The sequence below is a fragment of the Ruegeria sp. BE9 genome (genome assembly GCF_056538765.1).
Map to the genome: position 1 here is coordinate 779,536 of NZ_JBQFTS010000002.1, position 16,829 is coordinate 796,364.

The 16,829-nt window shown below is 53.0% G+C and carries 14 protein-coding genes and 2 pseudogenes; 9 read left to right on the top strand and 7 right to left on the bottom strand.

The annotated features are described in order from the left end of the window. Positions 1 to 2 precede the first annotated feature (2 nt). A complete protein-coding gene (locus ACR0EO_RS10480; RefSeq protein ID WP_480689581.1) occupies positions 3 to 782 on the top strand; it encodes a class I SAM-dependent methyltransferase in 780 nt (259 codons plus the stop codon). 18 nt (positions 783 to 800) lie between these two features. Here ACR0EO_RS10480 and ACR0EO_RS10485 read toward each other — a convergent pair whose 3' ends face one another. The 4 genes from ACR0EO_RS10485 to ACR0EO_RS10500 are packed head-to-tail and all read right to left on the bottom strand — an operon-like array spanning position 801 to position 6,547. Further along, positions 801 to 2,195 carry an aminotransferase gene (locus ACR0EO_RS10485; protein ID WP_480689583.1) on the bottom strand — a complete coding sequence of 465 codons (1,395 nt, stop codon included), beginning with the start codon at positions 2,193 to 2,195 and terminating at the stop codon, positions 801 to 803. Between the two features lie 13 nt (positions 2,196 to 2,208). Next, positions 2,209 to 3,384 carry an aminomethyl transferase family protein gene (locus ACR0EO_RS10490; RefSeq protein WP_480689585.1) on the bottom strand — a complete coding sequence of 392 codons (1,176 nt, stop codon included), beginning with the start codon at positions 3,382 to 3,384 and terminating at the stop codon, positions 2,209 to 2,211. Further along, positions 3,381 to 4,913: a phytoene desaturase family protein gene (locus ACR0EO_RS10495; protein WP_480689587.1), complete on the bottom strand. Its 1,533-nt coding sequence runs from the start codon at positions 4,911 to 4,913 to the stop codon at positions 3,381 to 3,383. The genes ACR0EO_RS10490 and ACR0EO_RS10495 overlap by 4 nt, the downstream gene beginning before the upstream one ends. Beyond that, entirely contained in the window at positions 4,910 to 6,547 is a 1,638-nt protein-coding gene (locus ACR0EO_RS10500; protein ID WP_480689589.1) for a phytoene desaturase family protein, read from the bottom strand. Before ACR0EO_RS10500 ends, ACR0EO_RS10495 begins: the two co-directional genes overlap by 4 nt. Positions 6,548 to 6,686: 139 nt before the next feature. On the opposite strand from ACR0EO_RS10500, the gene ACR0EO_RS10505 reads away from it, so the two are divergent. Together ACR0EO_RS10505 and ACR0EO_RS10510 are read left to right on the top strand one after the other, a co-directional pair. Continuing rightward, positions 6,687 to 7,325 carry a TetR family transcriptional regulator C-terminal domain-containing protein gene (locus ACR0EO_RS10505; RefSeq protein ID WP_480689590.1) on the top strand — a complete coding sequence of 213 codons (639 nt, stop codon included), beginning with the start codon at positions 6,687 to 6,689 and terminating at the stop codon, positions 7,323 to 7,325. A 78-nt stretch (positions 7,326 to 7,403) separates the two neighbouring features. Further along, complete coding sequence (locus tag ACR0EO_RS10510) at positions 7,404 to 8,705, top strand: MATE family efflux transporter (RefSeq protein WP_480689592.1); 1,302 nt, start codon at positions 7,404 to 7,406, stop codon at positions 8,703 to 8,705. A gap of 21 nt (positions 8,706 to 8,726) precedes the next feature. Here the strand turns inward: ACR0EO_RS10510 and ACR0EO_RS10515 are convergent, their stop codons facing one another. Then, positions 8,727 to 10,019, bottom strand: coding sequence for an NAD(P)/FAD-dependent oxidoreductase (locus ACR0EO_RS10515; protein WP_480689594.1), 1,293 nt, complete (start codon positions 10,017 to 10,019; stop codon positions 8,727 to 8,729). A 77-nt stretch (positions 10,020 to 10,096) separates the two neighbouring features. Between ACR0EO_RS10515 and ACR0EO_RS10520 the strand changes: the two genes are divergently transcribed. From ACR0EO_RS10520 to ACR0EO_RS10545, 6 genes and pseudogenes are all read left to right on the top strand, one after another. Continuing rightward, positions 10,097 to 10,426: a DUF6614 family protein gene (locus tag ACR0EO_RS10520; protein WP_480689596.1), complete on the top strand. Its 330-nt coding sequence runs from the start codon at positions 10,097 to 10,099 to the stop codon at positions 10,424 to 10,426. 173 nt (positions 10,427 to 10,599) lie between these two features. Then, positions 10,600 to 11,268: a TetR family transcriptional regulator C-terminal domain-containing protein gene (locus ACR0EO_RS10525; RefSeq protein ID WP_480689598.1), complete on the top strand. Its 669-nt coding sequence runs from the start codon at positions 10,600 to 10,602 to the stop codon at positions 11,266 to 11,268. A gap of 75 nt (positions 11,269 to 11,343) precedes the next feature. Continuing rightward, on the top strand, positions 11,344 to 13,410 hold the full coding sequence (locus tag ACR0EO_RS10530; protein ID WP_480689600.1) for an oxidoreductase: 2,067 nt from the start codon (positions 11,344 to 11,346) through the stop codon (positions 13,408 to 13,410). Positions 13,411 to 13,465: 55 nt separating this feature from the next. After that, positions 13,466 to 13,918, top strand: coding sequence for an N-acetyltransferase family protein (locus tag ACR0EO_RS10535; RefSeq protein ID WP_480689602.1), 453 nt, complete (start codon positions 13,466 to 13,468; stop codon positions 13,916 to 13,918). Positions 13,919 to 13,949: 31 nt separating this feature from the next. Beyond that, positions 13,950 to 14,180, top strand: a pseudogene (locus ACR0EO_RS10540) (DDE-type integrase/transposase/recombinase); the annotation flags it as partial. 261 nt (positions 14,181 to 14,441) lie between these two features. Continuing rightward, a pseudogene (locus tag ACR0EO_RS10545) lies at positions 14,442 to 14,669 on the top strand (IS6 family transposase); the annotation flags it as partial. A gap of 81 nt (positions 14,670 to 14,750) precedes the next feature. On the opposite strand, the gene ACR0EO_RS10550 reads toward ACR0EO_RS10545, so the two are convergent. After that, on the bottom strand, positions 14,751 to 16,016 hold the full coding sequence (locus ACR0EO_RS10550) for a response regulator (RefSeq protein ID WP_480689604.1): 1,266 nt from the start codon (positions 16,014 to 16,016) through the stop codon (positions 14,751 to 14,753). A gap of 50 nt (positions 16,017 to 16,066) precedes the next feature. After that, complete coding sequence (locus tag ACR0EO_RS10555) at positions 16,067 to 16,693, bottom strand: hypothetical protein (RefSeq protein ID WP_480689606.1); 627 nt, start codon at positions 16,691 to 16,693, stop codon at positions 16,067 to 16,069. Positions 16,694 to 16,829 lie beyond the last annotated feature (136 nt).

Consider the following 16,829-nt stretch of genomic DNA (forward strand, 5'->3'; position numbering starts at 1 on the left):
CTATGTCAGACGAAATCCTATATGGCCAACAGGAAATAAACTTCTTAGAGGATCTCTGGGGGGATGGGTTTCTGTCACCAGGTGGTTCTGAAGAAGTCTCACGTATCGTTGACGGAATTGATCTGAAAGGCAAGCATGTCCTTGATATTGGTTGTGGATCAGGAGCTATTGCGGTTTTGCTAGCACAGGAATTCGATGCGGGAAAAGTGACAGGCATTGATGTGGAGGCTCCGGTCTGCGCGACTGCGATAAAGCGAGTGAAGCAAGCCGGGCTGGAGGGGAAGGTTGAAATCCTTGAGGTCTCCCCAGGCCCAATGCCTTTCAAAGACTGTACTTTTGATGTCGTGTTTTCGAAAGACTCGATCATTCATATCCCCGATAAAGTAGCTATGGCTACGGAAGCCTATCGTGTACTAAAACCACGCGGTCATTTCGCTGCTTCTGACTGGTTGACCAATCATGATGGTGAGATGTCACCGGAGATGGCACACTACGTAAAGGTGGAAGCCTTGGAGTTTCAGATGGCGTCGCCCTCTAAGTACCGCGCTGCTATGGAGTTGGCTGGCTTTGAGGGCGTGGAGTTAGTCAACCGCAACCCTTGGTATGCCCAGGTATCTGCTGCAGAGCTTGAGGAATTGACCGGCCCAAACCGAGCTGAATGGGAAGCCCGGCATGGTGCGGAGTTTATCGAACACCAGATCGAGATCTGGGACGCTATGCAGCCCGTGCTGAAAACCGGAGAGCATTGCCCACATCACATCCGTGGTCGGAAACCAGCCTGATTTGACTGGTACTTTGTCTTAGCATGACAGCTGTTGTGCGTCGTAGTCCTTGCTGACCTGTGCCATACCAGCTTCCATGATGTCGAACATATCGTCTATCTGCGACGAAGTTATGATCAGAGGGGGCGAGAACACAGCCATGTTTCCAAATGGGCGCAAGAGCAGTCCCATCTCTTCGCATGCATCGTCCAGTTTCTGACCAAACTTCACATGCGCTTGGTAGCTCTCGACATCCAGTCCTGGGCGACATTCTATGCATCCAAGAAGCCCGTCACCGCGCACATCCCCAACTATCGGAAATTTCTCTTTTATTTGATGCAGGCGTTTCTGGAAATGCGGTGTGACGCGTTGAACGTGTCCCAGAATGTCCTCGCGCTCCATGATTTCGATGTTTTTGATTGCAGCCGCACAACTCACCGGGTGTCCAGAGTATGTATAGCCGTTGTAGAAAACATCTTCGCCCGGTGCTTCGGCAATTCGTTTCATTACTGCGTCCGAGATTATGCAGGCGCCTAGCGGCAGATAGCCTGAGGTTAAACCTTTTGCGCATGTAATTATGTCAGGGACGATTCCAAAGACCTCTTCTGAGGCGAACCAATATCCCAGCCTTCCAAAGCCAGTTACGACTTCATCGGAAATGTACAGAATGTCGTTTGCCCGACAAATTTCGAGCGTGCGCTTGTGATAGCCCGGAGGCGGTACGATCACACCACCGGAACACAGGATCGGCTCCGCGATAAAGGCGGCAACACGGTCGGCGCCTACGTCAGCAATCAGCTTCTCGAGGTCGCCGACTTTAGCGTCACACCAAGCATCTACAGTCATGCCTTTTGGCCGGTGGTAGGGATTCACGTCTGGAAGGAAGCGCACCAGATCCTGAGCTTTCTCAAAGCTCGTTTCGAAACGCTCTTTTCCAGTGACAGTCGCGGCGAGAAAGGTTGATCCGTGGTAGCCTTTTTCCCGGCCGATCACGATCCTCTTCTCCGGTCGACCGAGCCGTTTGTTCATGAAAAGCGCGGTCCGCAGCGCGGTATCAACGGCCGTAGACCCACCGGTAGTAAAGTGCACGGTGTTCAGATCGCCCGGTGTGCGTTCTGCGATCATGCGCGCCAAAATAGCCGCGGGTTCAGTCGTAAACGACCACGGCGAAGCGTAAGGCATCTTCATAACCTGTTGGGAAATGGTATCAGCCATCTCTTGACGCCCGTATCCGATCTGTGTGCACCACATACCGCCGGGGCCATCAATATATCGCTTCCCGGCAGCATCCCAAAGGTAGATACCATCCGCTGTATTTACTCGCATGTATTCGTCGGATCCAAAGCCCTCGGTTCCGGCCCAAGGATGTAGGTGATGGTCGCGATCCCAAGCGACCAGATCGCCGTCAGTTGGTGTATTGCCAAGGGTGTTCACGTCTGCTTCTCCTTTAGGTGTGGGCCGGTGGGGTGGCACGTGCGCGGGGCGGTGCAAAAAAGGCTTTGGTGACAGGTGTAAGGCGCGCCATCCTGGTGTCCCATTTGCCTTCTTGCAGAGTGTAAATTTCCGCCTTTAAGCCGGATGACCGGCCTGCATCCGGCATGCGGACATGTGCCAACGCGATGTTGCGTTTGGCGGTCGGCGACCATACTCCGGACGTTATGTGCCCAACTTCTTTTTTGCGTCGGTTGTAGATCAATGACCCTTCCGAGGGTTTGAATCCTTCGACGTCGAAACGCATGAGCAGGCTTCTTGGATTTTCTCGCTTGGACAGCAGCTCTCGTCGACCATTGAAATGACCTTTGTTGAAGTCGACTAGCCGGCCAAGACCGAGTTCGAAGGGTGTTTGGCCTCGGTGCAACCGCTCGGTCGCGTGAACTGGTTGAAAATCCACACCTGCGGTCAGAAACCCCGCTTCGATGCGGGCCAAATTTACAGCTTCGTATCCAATGGCGCGTAGTCCTTGATGTGCGCCACCTTTCCAAACCCTGACCCAAAGCGCTTCTGCCTTGCCCCAGTCGCACCAGAGTTCATAGCCTAAGTCACCAGTAAAACCAGTCCGCGAGATCATGAGATCATGGTCAACTTGAGCAAGATCGAATGGCTTCAGCTTGCTGACATCTAACCCGGCGGCCTCCAAAACTGCATAGGAGGTCGGGCCCTGCAACGAAAGTCCAGCAATACTGTGAGTTTCGTCGACTACTGAAACGTCAAAACCCCAAACCGCGTCGAGAAGCCATGTCAGCATTTGTTCCTGACAGCAAAGGCGCCAATCGTTGTCGCCAAGGTGGAAAAGGGTCCCGTCATCGATGACCATACCCTCTTCATCACACCAGATTGCGTACCCCACGCGACCAACTCCGATTTTTCGGATGTCCCGTGTCACTAGGCGATTGAGCATCGTTGTCGTATCCGGCCCAGTCAATCGGTACTTGTGCATTGGTGAGATGTCGAACAAGGATGCCTGATTGCGTAGCGCGAAGTACTCGAACTCGACACTGTCCAGCACGCCCGGGGCGGCATAACCCGCCCAATCGTACCAATTTTGCGCGCGATTTTGCTCTTCGAGTCTTTTGTGAAACGGCCCGGGGATCAAACCTAGTTTCGGATCGGTGAAGATGCTCATGCCTGTGCCTCCAGCGCTGCCAGCGCCGCATTGCGACCAGCGAGCCCCATGACATCACCGCCGGGGTGCGTTGCCGCACCACATTGGAACAGCCCCTTCGGCCCCATGGAATATCTGGCCATCCCATTAGCGGGCCGAAGTGTTAGAAGTTGGTCCAGAGACATTTCCGCATGGTGCCAATGGCCCCCTGGCGCTCCGGTTGCGTTTTCGATTTGATCCGGTGTTATGACTTGTTTGCTTGCGATTTGATCGCCAAAGCCGGGCAGGGCACGGCTAAGAGTTTCAACTGTTATTTCCGCAAGCTGTTCCTTGGCAGTCTCAGTCCAACCGCCTTCAATGTCAGATGGCGCATATTGTACTATGGTTGACAGCCAGTTTGCCCCATCGGCTGTCTGCATTTGGAAGGCTTCAATCACGGGTGCTTTGGACATTTGACGATACTTAGCTGGATTAAACGCAGCTTCGACGTACTCCACAGAAGGGGCATAGATCAGTCGTTCGTGGGCTAGTTCGTCAGGCATGCCGGGCAGGGCGGCGTCGTCTTTTAACCGTAGGTTGACCTTAGCCGCTGTTCCACGAGCTCGAATATTTCGAACTCGCCGCATTGTTTCGATGTCAAAAGCAGAGGGTCCGGTCATTCGGCTTGTTGGTCTTGGAGCAAGGTTGCTGAGCACAATGGGTGCGGTCAAAGTTCGTCCATCGTGAGTCTCCACTCCGGAGACTGCATCGTTGTCCAACAGAATGCGGGATGCCTCAGTTTCCGGCATCAGTACGCAACCCGCCTTTTGTGCAGCTTGAACCATCAAATCGGTCAGCGCAGACATTCCGCCTGCTGGTTGAGTGATGGTACCTCCGTGACCCAGTCGATAGATCAGATTGAATACTGTGCCCGGAGATCTTGGACCGGTGGCTGCCCCCCAGATCGCATCAGCAGCAAGCATTCCAGCCACCGGTCCTTCCAGCAAGTCATCTAGTATTATGTCATAGACATTAGATAAGACGACCTGCAGGAAACGCCGCATTTCAGATCTACCCAGCTTTTTCAGGCCGATGCCCAGTTTTGCCAGACGGAAAAGCTCATTCAGCCCACCTCGCGAAAGGATGGCTTTTTGACCGCCGGGCGGTGGGGCCTCGGCGAGTTGGCGCAAGAGGCCCCCATACGTAATCAACTGCTTTGTCAGATCGGACCAAGCTTCGGATTCCGGGTGTTTTGCCCCCTCGCTCCAAAAGACGCCTTCGTTCTTGAAGACGATATGCCGCCCATCCTCAGACAAAGAAACCGTGGAGACAGGTTTGCCGGACAGGACGGGGTGTTGAGGATCTATGCCGATGTCACTCAAGGCCCGCGGGCTCAGGTTATATAGCGAATTGGCCAGAGTCGGGCCGCCGTCCACGGAATAAGACGCCATGCCGCCGAACCTGTTGGATTTCTCAATGATACAAACATTCTTGCCGCGCCGACTAAGGAGTGTTCCGGCAACCAGACCGTTAACACCGCCGCCAATGACAATCGCATCAAATTGGCTCATGCGGCAAACCCCTTCATTCGACCATGCCGTGTTTCGTGCCTCAGGATTGCGCGGGCAGCGTTTGCACCAGGTGCTCCCATAACCCCTCCGCCCGGATGAGCGGACGAACCGCATAAATAAAGTCCCTTGATAGGTAAACTGTACTGAGACCAACCCGGGACTGGCCGATTGAAGAAAAGCTGATCAAAAGTCAGTTCGCCTTGGAAAATGTTGCCCTCTGTCAGACCGACCTCGCGTTCGATTTCCAATGGTGAACGCACCTCAATATGAACAATGCGCTCGCGAATGTCAGGGCACGCCACAGACATCTGGTCGAGTACAGTTTCCGCCATCGCACTGCGCTGCTTTTCGTCCCAATTCTCGGCCGATCTATTGCCGTCGACTTCTAGATCATAAGGCGCATATTGGACGAAAACCGTCATCATGTGGGCACCTGTCGGCGCCATAGTCGGGTCAATCTGGCTAGGGATGAGCATGTCTATGTAGGGCTTTTCAGACCAGCGCCCGACTTTCCAATCGTCATAAGCTTTTTCAAGTTCAAAGAGGCTCTGCGACACATGCAAATCGCCCCTTAGGAAGCTGGTTTTTTCGGGTGCAGCAGGAAAATTTGGAAAGCGATCAAGCGCGATGTTGAGTTTCGCCGAAGAGCCACGAATTTTGAAGTTCCGCACCGCCTTCGTGAATTCATCCGGCAACTCGGCCACATCAATATGGTGCAGAACAGTGCGTTTGATATCCATATTGGATGCGACGACGGGTGCATAGAAAACCTTGCCGTCCTCCAAAGCGACGCCTTCAACGCGCCCATCTTTGCTGAGGATTTTCTCAATACCCGAACCTGTGTGGATGGTACCGCCGTGATCCTTGAAAGAGGCTGCAATTGCATTCGAAATTGCACCCATCCCTCCACGCGCGAAACCCCATGCTCCGATGCCGCCGTCAATGTCACCCATGTAGTGGTGCAGCAGCACATATGCCGTGCCGGGTGAGTACACCCCAAGGCCGGTGCCGATAATGCCGGAGCCAGCCAAATGGGCCTTGATCAGGTCGTTTTCGAAATGTTCATCCAGAAAGTCACCAATGGACATTGTCCAGAATTTCAGTGTTTCGCCGAGCTCCCGACTGCCCAGCCTGTGTGCTTTTTTTACGAGATAAGCCAGTTCGCCGAGATCACGTGGGTGGAGAGACGCAGGGTCCGGTGCATCTCGAAGCAGAAAAGGACGGATAAAACGGCATTGCCGCATGATGGCTTGTGAGTAACCGCGATAGGCGTCGGCATCTTTTGCAGAATGTCGCGCCATCTCGCGTTTAAGGGCGTTGTGATCGGAATAATAGGCGAAGTAATCCCCATCGCGCGTAAAGCTCGCGCCACCTTCATACGGAATAACCTGAAGTCCGTATTTCGGTAACTCCAGGTCCCGGGCAATCTCGCGCCGCAGAAGAGAGCAAACGTACGAGCAGTTAGAGTATGTCCAACCCTCGTGTAGCGACCGGCTGACTGCCGCGCCACCGATCCAGTCGTTCTTTTCGACCACCAAAACACGCATGCCAGCGCGCGCCAAATAGGCGGCGGCGGTTAATCCGTTGTGACCAGCACCGGCCACAATAACGTCGTATCTGTTCTCAACCTTCAAATTATTCCACCCCTTTCTATTCCATTTACAGATCAGGTGTGTGTCCGTAAAGTTTATTTGATCGCTCAAATAAATTTCAAGCTATTGACGCATCTTTTTTGCGCGCTGTAGATGGCTGTATTCGTAGGAGGAGTGGCAATTGGTCGAAGCAGATCGTAAACGTCCCCGCAAAGAGCGGAAGGAGAACGCAGATCGTCGTCGCCGACAGCTGCTGGACGCGGCTTGCCGCTCTATATTGGCGCATGGGTTGGCAAAAACGACGCTCGCAACGGTTGCGTCTGAAGCTGAGCTTTCTCAGGGTGTCGCGGCGTTTTACTTCAAGTCAAAGCTTGGTCTTCTGACCGAAGCTTTGCGCGACCTTTACCAGCGCTACGAAGACCACTGGACAGCTTCTTTGGAGCGGGCTGGGGATAAGCCAGCCGAAAAGATAAGGGCCCTGATAAAAGCTGATTTCCACCCTGATGCATGTGGTCCGGATGTCTTACCCCTTTGGTATGCGTTTTGGGGTGAGCTTCGATTTCAACTGCAGTACGATGAAGTTGCCGAGCATTTCGAAACACGTCGAAGAGAGACCTTGCGTGTAATCTGGAACGAATTGCTGTCCGATGATGACGTTACTTCTCCAGATCAAATGGCTGAATGGATGGAGACATTGACGGATGGCTATTGGCAGCGCTTGCATCTTGCTCCGGATGGCCTGAGTCGAAAGCAGGCGGAACAGGCTGCCTGGGGATGTCTTGTTCGTTTGGTCCCGGAATTACTTGGGGATACGGCTTAGTCAATTACGACTGAAAGGCCCAACAATATGACGCATGTGCGGTTACCGCATCAGCTTCGGCCATCTTGGAGCGCGATCTTGAAAGAGGCGCGTTATCTTGCGCGGCTTGCTCTTCCGATAGTTATCTCTCTTGCTGCGGCTGCTTTAATTGGCGTCGTTGACACGGTGATGGTGGCCCCATTGGGAACACTTCCTTTGGCGGCGGTCTCGATCACAGCCTCGGTGCTGATCATCTTTTATTCAGCGCTCTACGGCTTTGTTTCCGCAATTGGTGTGCGGATGGCTGAAGCCTTTGGAAAAACGAGTGAACGAGGGCTTGCATCGGCAACAAGTGCTGGGCTTAGCGTTTCGCTTGCCGTTGGTGTCGTTGGGGCTGCTGTAATGATCTGCCTCAAGCCTGCCCTTTCCTGGATTGGGCAGCCGCCCGAAGTGGTCAGTCTGATTGGTGGCTACTGGATCGCGATGAGCCTCCTTTTGGTGCCCTTCACGATTTTCTATGCTTTGAAAGCCCTGTTTGACGCCATGAATCGCCCGTGGATTGGGGTTGGCCTCGCGTTCCTTGCGGTCGGTTTCAATATCCCTTCGAACTATGTTTTGATCCACGGGGTTGCTGGTTGGCCGGGTCTGGGTCTCGTCGGTGCCGGGATCGCTAGTCTGTTGTCCCAGATGGTGCCGTTAATTGTGGCATTCTTGATTTTGCGCGCGTGGAGAAAGAAGAAGGGTTTCCTAAAGGCCGCAGGTTTTGATTGGTCCGAGGTTAAGGTGCAGATCAAAGAAGGGTTCATTATTTCCGTTGGTTACCTGGGGGAGGGGGCCGCTTACGCTGTTGCCGGCCTTATGCTTGGATGGTTCAGCGCCGCCGCGCTTGCCGCGCATCAAATCGTTTCTGCGGTCAGCGACGTCATTTACATGGTGCCATTGGGAGTTTCTATTGCGATTTCGATACGTGTAGCTCAGGCAGTTGGTGCCGATGAAAAAGAGAGGCTCAAGCCGATTGTGTTGGCGTCGCTGATGGTCGTTGTTGGTTGGATGGTTGTTGTCGTTACTGGTATTTTGATTGGCCGCGATCCTTTGGCCAATAGCCTTTCAGATGACCCAAAAGTCGTTTCTCTCGCGATATCGATGTTCCTTGTGATTGCAGCAATGCAGATTGCAGATGGTGTGCAGGGGACAATGCTGGGTGCTTTCCGGGGCATGATGGACAACCATGTCCCCGTTGCCATCACTTTGATTGCATATTGGGTCTTTGCATTGCCGCTTGGATATGCGCTGGGCTTTTGGCTTGGGTTCGGTCCCAACGGCGTTTGGATCGGATACGGCTCAGGTCTCTCTTTGGCGGCTATCGCGTTGACCTATCGCTTCTTCTCCAAAAACCGCTAGTCGGCGCTGCTTGCGAGCTCACTAAAGACCCAACTTGTCCAAGAGTCTAAGGCGTAGGATTTCTGCTTCGACAAGAGTTTCTTTCGCGAACGAGAAGGGCAGTGGTTTGAGGGGGGTAACCGGAAATTCCAGTTCGTCCGCTTTGGTTCCTGTAGCCCATTTGGCGAGGACGCGCCCCATTGCCGTAGCGATGGCAACGCCGCGCCCATTGTATCCCAAACCTGTCATAATCCCCGGAGCGAACTCGTGTAGGTGTGGATAGTGATCTTTTGTCAAAGCAACAAAGCCACCCCATTCGTATTCCCACTGAACTCCGGACAATTGGGGGAAAAGCTCAACAGAGATGCGTTTCAAACGCTCAATTTGTTTGAGAGTGGAATTGTCGTTGTAGGTGCCGCGACCTCCTATCAGAAAGCGACCTTCCGCGTCTTGCCTGAAGTACAGAAGTAGGCGTCGGGCGTCTGACAAAGCGTTGCCTTCTGGCAGAATTGTTTGGCGTATATTGTCGGACAAAGGTGAGGTAGCAACCTGAACTGACCGAACGGGCAAAACTGACTGAGCCAAGCGCGGATGTAGATCTCCGGAATAGGCGTTAGTGCAAATTAGCACTTTATCTGAGATGACAGTTCCTTTGGGAGTTTCAACATAAAAGCGACCGGCCTCTGATTTAAACTGGTTGGCGGGCGTTTCGCCGAAGATTTTCACGCCGTTGCGGCAACCTGCTTCGGCCAGTCCAAGTGCGTAATTCAGCGGGTGCAAAACACCGCCGCGGCGATCCAGAACGCCACCAAGGTAAGCTTCGGTCCCTGTCAGACGCTGCATTTCGCTTTGATCAAGCTGTATCATGCCCCCGCCGTGGTTGTCCCAATCCTCGGCTAGCTTGTGTAATTCGCTGAGTGTTTTGTGAGTATGCGCAGCGCGCAGCCAGCCTGGACGTTTTGCGTCGCACTCAATGCCGTGCCGAGCGATTAAGTCGAACACAAGATCGGCGGCGCCACCGGCCATTCGGATCATTCTGGTTCCCCAGAGGTCACCAAATTTGGTTTTTATGCCCGTCGGCCCATCCTTTAGGCCCACATTGATTTGACCACCATTGCGCCCTGAAGCTCCCCAGCCCGGATGTTGGGCATCGATAGCAACTGCTTTGACGCCTTGCTCGGCCAGATGAAGTGCCGCCGAAAGTCCGGTGAACCCAGCGCCAATCACGGTCACGTCAGATTGCTGTTCGCCAACGAGTTGCGGGTATTCTGACGAATAGCCTGCCGTTGCTGACCATAGGCTGTTTGCAATGACTGGGTTTTCGTTTTGGATCATCTAGTGGCCTCGCGCTTGCCTTGCAGGGAGAACTGCGTAGTTTTGGCCCATGAAACTTGCCGGATAGTATGTGAAGAATGCCAAGACTTTTGAACCAATTCGAATTGAAAGCAACCGTCGAGCTCGACGTGTTCGAGCAGGCGTGGAATGCGTTTGTCGAACATTTGATCAAGACAGACATGGCCGCGGAAGGGACGCCTTTGTGCAGACGCATCCCCGCAAGTGGTTACGATACCGATGAGCTTCGCAACCATACGCTTATGGCTGTTATCGAGTTTAGGGATCAATCGCAGGCAGACGCGGCTTGGGCCGCCATTGCAGACCGCATTGAGCCTTTGGGAGCTTTGCATCGCAGGGTTATTTCTTTCGTGCACGATCCGGTTTTCACTTTTTGGTCGGAACTCTAGATCTACGATTGCGTTCGTGCGGTTGTTTTCACATCATTTTCCCTTTTCCATTGAATGATTGTTCAATCAATGGCATCTATCGCTTAGATGTCAATTGTCCGCGCGCTGAAAAAGAACGGCTGTTGGGGGCAGGCAAGACCAAAAAAGTGCTTTAGTAGGTGGGATGCATTCGGGTGAGACAATCGTCAATCGAAAAGACAAACCCTGAGGGGCGGCGGCGCACCGAGTCCAAGAAGGTGAGGAGACAACAACTCATCGACGCGACAATCGACTCGATCGCCGAAAACGGAATTGGTGGAACGACTATGTCCACGGTCACCGAGATAGCCGGCTTGTCTCTGGGTATCGTCAACTTCCATTTCAAAAGCAAACAGAACTTGCTGGAAGAAACGCTGTTGTTTCTAGCAAAAGAACATCACGAGCAGTGGTTGGAAGCCTATGAAAATGCAGGGTTGTCAGCAGCAGAAAAGCTGTTGGCTATCGTCGACGCGCACTTTCACCCGCAGATTTGCACTCCAAAGAAACTAGCTGTTTGGTTTGCGTTTTTCGGAGAGGCAGGGCGGCGCAAAGTCTACCGCAGTCTGATCAATGATATTGATCAAGAGCGGTACGACATCGCACTGCGACTGTGTTCAGAGATTGCTGAAGAAGGTGGGTATGAAGACATGCCGCCAAGGCAAGTCGCCAATATTCTGGAAGCTCTTTACGACGGAATCTGGTTGGAACTTTTAACCTATCCCGAGAATTTTCAACGTTCCGTCGCCCGGGATCACATCGCCGCCTTCCTTTCCAAGGTCTACCCGGATCACTTTCGAATGCCTGAGTTCAACAACGGTTGTTGAAACAGAGCGGCTTTCAAACCGGACACTCCAGACAAGATCAGCCAGCGCATGGCGCAGCTAACTGAGGATAAGAAAATGGGCAGGGACTCTCGCTACGACATCCTTTTCGAACCAGTCCAAATCGGGCCAGTTACTGCGCCAAACCGGTTCTATCAGGTGCCGCACTGTACAGGTATGGGCTGGCAATACCCACGTACGCTTGCTGCAATGCGTAAAGTGAAGGCGCAAGGAGGGTGGGGCGTCATATGCACGGAATACAACTCGATCCACCCTTCATCTGACGACCTTCCGCACCCTTACGCGTCGCTTTGGGATGACAGTGATGTTCGGGCGCACGCACTGATGACGGACGCGGTGCACGAATACGGCAGCCTTGCAGGTGCTGAACTATGGTACGGAGGCGCCAACTCGAACAACTTGTTTTCCCGGTTGCCGAGCATGGATGTGGACAGCCGGCCAAACACAAAAGGACATCCATTTCAGACCCGCGCAATGGACAAACAGGACATCCGGGATTTACGCCGCTGGCATCGAAAGGCCGCGTTGAGGGCACGAGACGCTGGATTTGACGTTGTCTATGTTTACGCCACGCACGGATACCTGATCTCGAATTTTTTGCATCCGCGCGTGAACACGCGCGGTGACGAATATGGTGGCAACTTAGAAAACAGGGTGCGTCTCACCCGCGAGTTGATTCAGGAAACCAAAGACGCCGTGGGCGGGCGGTGCGCAGTGGCTGTTCGGTTCTCGGCTGACGAAGAGATCGGCGAGGATGGCCAGCCAATCTATGGTGAGCGACGAGAGATGTTTGAGATGCTCTCCGATCTTCCGGATTTGTGGGATATCAACATCGCAGATTATTCGGTTGAGATGGGTGTCTCCCGTTTCACCAAAGAAGCAGCACTTGAACCCTACATGCATTGGGTCAAGTCCGTAACGGATAAGCCCGTCGTGACCGTTGGTCGCTTCACGTCACCTGATACCATGGTCTCGCAAGTCAGGCGGGGGATTACGGATTTCATTGGGGCTGCACGCCCCTCGATTGCTGATCCTTACCTTCCAAAGAAGATCGAAGAAGGACGCCTGTCCGCAATCCGCGAATGTATTGGATGCAATGTGTGTTACGCCAGCGACTCGATCGGGGTGCCTATTCGATGCACTCAGAACCCAACAATGGGAGAGGAGTGGCGCAAGGGCTGGCATCCTGAGATCATTCGTAAGAAATCTTCAGATGCGCGCGTTCTGATTGTCGGGGCTGGGGCTGCCGGACTTGAAGCTGCACGGGCACTTGGTGTGCGTGGGTATGATGTCCTCTTGGCGGAAGCTTCTCGTGAATTGGGTGGCAGGGTGTCGCGAGAAGCGGCCCTGCCTGGAATGAGCGAGTACATTCGCGTCAAAGACTATCGCGAGCAGCAATTGATTGAGATGCCCAACGTTGAAATCTACCGTGAAAGTCCGTTGACAGTTGACGATATCTTGGCCGTTGAGGCTGACCACGTTGCAATTGCAACCGGCGCCACTTGGCGAAAGGAGTATTTTGACGAAGAACGTTTTGCCCCGGTCGCAGAAGAGTCTGCCTTAGATCGCGTCTTTACTCCCGATGACATTATGGATGGGAAGCTTCCCGATGGACCAACGCTCGTTTTTGATGGTGATGGCTACTACATGGCCAGTGTCATTGCTGAAAAAATTAGAGCTCAGGGACATGCCGTCACGCTGGTCACACCGTCTGACAGTGTTTCTGACTGGGCAGGAAATACGTCCGAACGTTGGCGCATCAGAACGCATTTGCTTCGCTTAGGGGTCGAGGTCCTGCCGTCAAAGTTGCTCGAACAATTTGATGGTGAAATCGCAGAGTTAGACTGCGCCTATGGCGGGCCAAATGTGACGGTGCCAGTTGCCAACATAGTTATGGTTACTGCTCGGAAGCCAAATGATGGCCTCTACACGGGATTGCTGGGGCGGATGAGTTCCGAGAATTTGCCGTTCAGCCTTCGTCGCATAGGAGATTGCGATGCCCCGGCGATTATTGCAGCAGCGGTTTATTCAGGTCATCGATACGCCCAGGAATTGGACGAAGCAGTGGATGAGGACATTCCACTTAGACATGATCGTGTGGACGTCGGACAGCAGCCGATTTGACTGCACTGGGCGATCTCGGTTGTACGCACTCAAGTAAACGCAGGAGAAATCACCCATGCCGGTAGGCTTAGTTATCCGTCCGCTTGAATTGAAAGACAACCAAGAGTGGCGCCGCTTATGGACGGCATATTTGGATTTCTACGAGACCTCTGTTTCAGAAGAAGTCTACGAGGTTTCATTCAACAGATTGTTGTCAACGGATGCAGGTGAATACAATTGCCTCATCGCTGAGATAGAAGGGAAACCGGTTGGATTAGCGCACTACCTTTATCATAGGTTCATGTGGTCGGTAGAGGATACGTGTTATCTTATGGATCTTTTCGCTGATCCGCAGGTTAGGGGAAAAGGTGTTGGACGAGCTCTGATCGAATCTGTTTTTCAGATCGCTAAGCAGCACGGTGTTCCAACCACTTACTGGACAACTCAAGAATTTAACTACCCAGGTCGAGTTCTGTACGACAAAGTGGCCAAAAGAACTCCATTCATTGTCTATGAAAAAGACAAATGACCGGCGGCGTTTTGTCAGTAAAGCTTGTCTTCAGGCGGGCAGGTGGCTCAACAACCGCGTCGAGAACTCGCACCTGCCGTTTCGACGAAGAGAACGGGCCATGCTGCGTTTCAGGCGCATGCGAAGTTTGCAGAAATTCGCCTCCGTCCATTCCCCCGTTTACAACCACTTCAACCAGGAAAGATCGTTAGCCAGTCGAGACACCTTCAAGCTGACCCGCGCCGCCGCTCTTAGCGAGTGGCGTCAACTTTGTTCCGGATAGGTTCGCGGTTTCCACAGCAAACTGAGACTGGTTCGAATTCGTCTGACAGCACCGCCACTCATACAAGTCTCACTTCAGTTGTATTTTCTGATCTGGAATTGTGGCGCAATTCCCGAACGTTATCAATTAGAGGCGGAGCATGCCGTGTGCTCACAGCAATTCCGACCCCGGTCTCTGTACTAGGTCTTGTCAGGAGGACTTTGCGTGAGCGGGGCAGGGTGGTTGCTAGCTTTTGCCCGTGGCCGGACCTGCCTCTGTCAAATACCTAAAACCAGTCCAGAGATCATCCGCCTTGCGGTGATGCTTTACACCCGATTCCCGCTCTCGCTTTGGAATGTCGAAGATCTACGGCACCAACTCGGGATCGACGTGGTCCACGAAACTGTGCGCTTCTGGTGGAACTGTTTCGGCCCGATGTTCGCGTCAGAGATCCGAGGAAAGCGTGTCGAGAAATTGTACGCGTCCTCGAAATGGAAGTGGCATTTGGATAGCTTTGTCAGCCAGCCCATCGTTTGCTGGGCTGACCTTAAAGGTGGTTTACTAGTGCGCAATGCAGCCTTTTGCGTAGGGCTAGCATTGAACTTGAGGGATATGCTCGACCCTGGATGACCCGACCGGAATCATCCGTACAACCTTGTCGCAAGGGTCAAACAGCACATACAGATCTGCGTTTCCACCTAGATAAAGCGCTTCCAGCGATCCGAATTTCTCGTTTATGTCAGTCACCATTACGGGTCGTGCAGAAAGGTCGAGGACTTTAGGGGCAAGAAACCCGTGCAGTCCGTCCTGGCGAAGGTCTGGTCCCAACAGAAAGACTTCAGCGCTCAACACGAGCAACAGGACCAAGAATAGCATTCCATCGATAACCAACGCTTTCCCGATGTGTTGTTTAGATGGACGCAACAATTCGGGTAGGTAGTCTTCCAAAGAAAACAGGTTTGCGAGCATCACCAGCGCGACGACTGCGCCCAAGATTATTGTAAGAATCCTGCCTCCGGAAAAATCTAGTGGAACTGTGATTGCTAGAACGATCGCTGCAACTGCAACCCATTGGACTCGATCATTGGCAATGATGTCTCCAAGCGTAGTTTTGCCAATTCTTACTGGTTTGATTTTAGTACCCAGCATTCGAAGTCTTGGTCGACCCTTAGCCCACGACTTCAATGCCCCGCGCCAGTTTTCTACAAAGTGAAGTGGTCCCAAAATTCCTAGAAGCACAAGAAAGGTCAGAACAAACTCTGTCACACGGGTGCTGGCATCAACGCCGATATCCACTACGCGAACGCCAATTTGCCCCCAGTATTCTCGCCACAGAAAACCGGTAACCGCCGCAATAAGGCCAGCCGCCGGAATTAACCCAAGCAGTGCCTGAAACATAAAGTTCAGTCGCTCTTTGGCTGAAGCAGCGAGTTCAGGTGCGGTAGCTTTTAGGACATCGATAGTGGTGTCGACTGGAAGGTAAGACTTCCCTTGGAGAACTTCGGATATCGCTTCTTGCACTTCCTCGGGTTCTGCATCTCTGCCCACATAACCTAGAGCGCCTGCTTGAATCGCGAGTATAACCCGATCGTGGGGCGGATCACCTGGGCTAAGCGCAAGTATCTTGAGGTCCGGCAGGGTTGTTGACGCGTATGAAATAACGTCCACGCTGCGCAGGCCCTGAAGCATTACGTCGACCAAAAGCAAGTCCGGTTGCGTGCGATCAAGGATTTGCTTGGCAGTTCTCAAATTGTAGGCAACGCCTACAATCTCAACACCTTTGAGGTGGGTCGCGAGTTCTTGGACGGTCGAGCGAGCTTCGTCCGGCGCGACAATTAACATACGAATTGGATCCATCGTTCCGGACTCCTGATTATTGCTGTGAGGGAGGTTTGGGGTCCACGACTTCATAGCGACCGCTCCAAATGCTCTTGGGACGCTGAGCTCTTCTGGAACAGGACTGCTGATTGAAGTTCATATGGTGGGAGAAGTGGTTTTGTGCGCTCATGCATAAGCTTGCGCCCAATTAGCAGCGCTACACTTCCCAAGGCCGATCCCAAGACGAGGGCATTGGCAATAAAGACACCACCAAACAGGGATACGGCGATGTTTCCGGGCTGCTGAACAGACGTACCCGAAACGATTGCCAACCAGTCTTGTAGGTACAATGCGAACAGCACAGACAGGCCGACAGGCGTAACGATGAGTGCTGTTCCAAGGCAGACCAAACCGCGACCGAGTGAGGCTCGTGGCGTCTGTCCTATGAGCACGAAGGCAGCTATGGCCCCAAAAATGCCGAGAGTGAAGATTAAGTCCACTGGAAAAGCCAGGTCACCCGAGACAGGACGTGTTACGGCCGAGATGAGGGGCAACAGGACGAAAGTAACGAGCCCTGCGGCAAGAAATCCGGTGAGTGCTTCTGGTAAAGAGCGCGAAAACAAAAAGTTATCGCGTTCTCTTTGATGGATTGGAATAAGCGCGGCCGGAGAAACCTGACCGAACTGTGCTGACAGTTTGTTTGGACGAGATCGCATCATGGCCCCGAGTTTTGTTGAAGGTACGGCGGCTCAATTGGCCGGTTGTGTCCCTGAATTTGGCGAGCCAGCGCTTTGTTTCTTTTGGCGCCTAGTCAAATTCTTGTGGAAGTTGGACAAGTTGAGTTGGGAGGCT

What these genes read in the sequence shown, in the direction of transcription:
- ACR0EO_RS10520 (WP_480689596.1), top strand. Translation starts at nt 10,097, where the DNA reads ATGCCAAGACTTTTGAACCAATTCGAATTGAAAGCAACCGTCGAGCTC.
- ACR0EO_RS10550 (WP_480689604.1), bottom strand. Translation starts at nt 16,016, where the DNA reads ATGGATCCAATTCGTATGTTAATTGTCGCGCCGGACGAAGCTCGCTCG.
- ACR0EO_RS10515 (WP_480689594.1), bottom strand. Translation starts at nt 10,019, where the DNA reads ATGATCCAAAACGAAAACCCAGTCATTGCAAACAGCCTATGGTCAGCA.
- ACR0EO_RS10490 (WP_480689585.1), bottom strand. Translation starts at nt 3,384, where the DNA reads ATGAGCATCTTCACCGATCCGAAACTAGGTTTGATCCCCGGGCCGTTT.
- ACR0EO_RS10555 (WP_480689606.1), bottom strand. Translation starts at nt 16,693, where the DNA reads ATGCGATCTCGTCCAAACAAACTGTCAGCACAGTTCGGTCAGGTTTCT.
- ACR0EO_RS10495 (WP_480689587.1), bottom strand. Translation starts at nt 4,913, where the DNA reads ATGAGCCAATTTGATGCGATTGTCATTGGCGGCGGTGTTAACGGTCTG.
- ACR0EO_RS10530 (WP_480689600.1), top strand. Translation starts at nt 11,344, where the DNA reads ATGGGCAGGGACTCTCGCTACGACATCCTTTTCGAACCAGTCCAAATC.
- ACR0EO_RS10535 (WP_480689602.1), top strand. Translation starts at nt 13,466, where the DNA reads ATGCCGGTAGGCTTAGTTATCCGTCCGCTTGAATTGAAAGACAACCAA.
- ACR0EO_RS10480 (WP_480689581.1), top strand. Translation starts at nt 3, where the DNA reads ATGTCAGACGAAATCCTATATGGCCAACAGGAAATAAACTTCTTAGAG.